Source organism: Cellulomonas fimi, from assembly GCF_028527925.1.
Lineage (GTDB): Bacteria > Actinomycetota > Actinomycetes > Actinomycetales > Cellulomonadaceae > Cellulomonas > Cellulomonas fimi_C.
On record NZ_JAPESW010000120.1, the window covers coordinates 1 to 999 of the forward strand.

The window sequence follows — 999 nt, forward strand, 5'->3', positions numbered from 1 at the left end:
CCACAGGGGTTAGTGGCGAGTCAGGGTTTTCTGTGCGCCACCAGAAAGCCCAACCCGTGTGACACTGGAAGCTGCCTCACCCCTGCCGCACGCTGTTGCTCGGCAATTTCCCGATGAAACGCCTTTACCTTGGTCCAGTGCATCTTGGGCCGGTAGTGGTGCTCGGCGTGGTAGCCGTTGTTCATCCAGATCAGGTTGTACAGCACGCTGTAGGAGCTCACCCCCCAGGCAATCGGCAGGTCCGGGTTGCCGCCGAAATGTTCGTAGTAGCCGTTGAGCGATGACAGGCACTGGCCCAGGTACCAGAACGGCAACAGCCACAGCACCGCCTGCCAGTTGTAGAAGGCCAGGGCGATATAGAACGCCACCGTCACGCCGATCTCGACCTTGACCCAGCGCGCATCGGCCGGGCGCTTGCGCTTCATCTCGTCGTAGAACGGCTTGGGATCGTCGCGGAAAAAACTCAGGAAAGTGTAAGCCCACGGGTTTTCCGGCTGGCCATTGTGGCCGCGCTGGTAGATCGACAGCGGGTCGATGGTTTTACCGTCCGGGCCCGGCAGGTCGGCGTTGCCACGGTGATGGCGGTTATGGATGTCGCGGTAGAGCGTCTGGGAAAAGCCGATGGTCACCGACAGCAGCAAATCGAACGCCCGGTTCATCGCACGATGGCTGAAGTAGGCGTTGTGGATCTGGTTGTGGGAGATGCTGTTGATGCTCCACGACAGGCTGATCGCATAGACCAGCGCCAGGGGCACGAGCGCCCACCAGCTCAGGCTGTGGAACGCGCTGACCAGCCAGATGACAAAGGCGAAATGCGCCAGGCCCAGGGCAATGGGGATCAGGTCCCACAGCGAATGATGCAACAGGCGGTAAGCGGGGCGAGCCATGAAGAGTGTCCTGGAAAAATGGATTCCAGAGCCTCATTGCAAACCCCAGACCAACCTAGTCGAACTTGTAGCTGATGGCTGTTTGCACCTGGCCCTGGTTCACTTCGCCGGT

General features: G+C 60.2%; 1 protein-coding gene. It reads right to left on the reverse strand.

Features of this window, described 5'->3' with window-relative positions:
• Positions 1 to 20: 20 nt before the first annotated feature.
• Positions 21 to 887 carry a fatty acid desaturase gene (locus OMK64_RS21310; RefSeq protein WP_272730108.1) on the reverse strand — a complete coding sequence of 289 codons (867 nt, stop codon included), beginning with the start codon at positions 885 to 887 and terminating at the stop codon, positions 21 to 23.
• Positions 888 to 999: the final 112 nt, after the last annotated feature.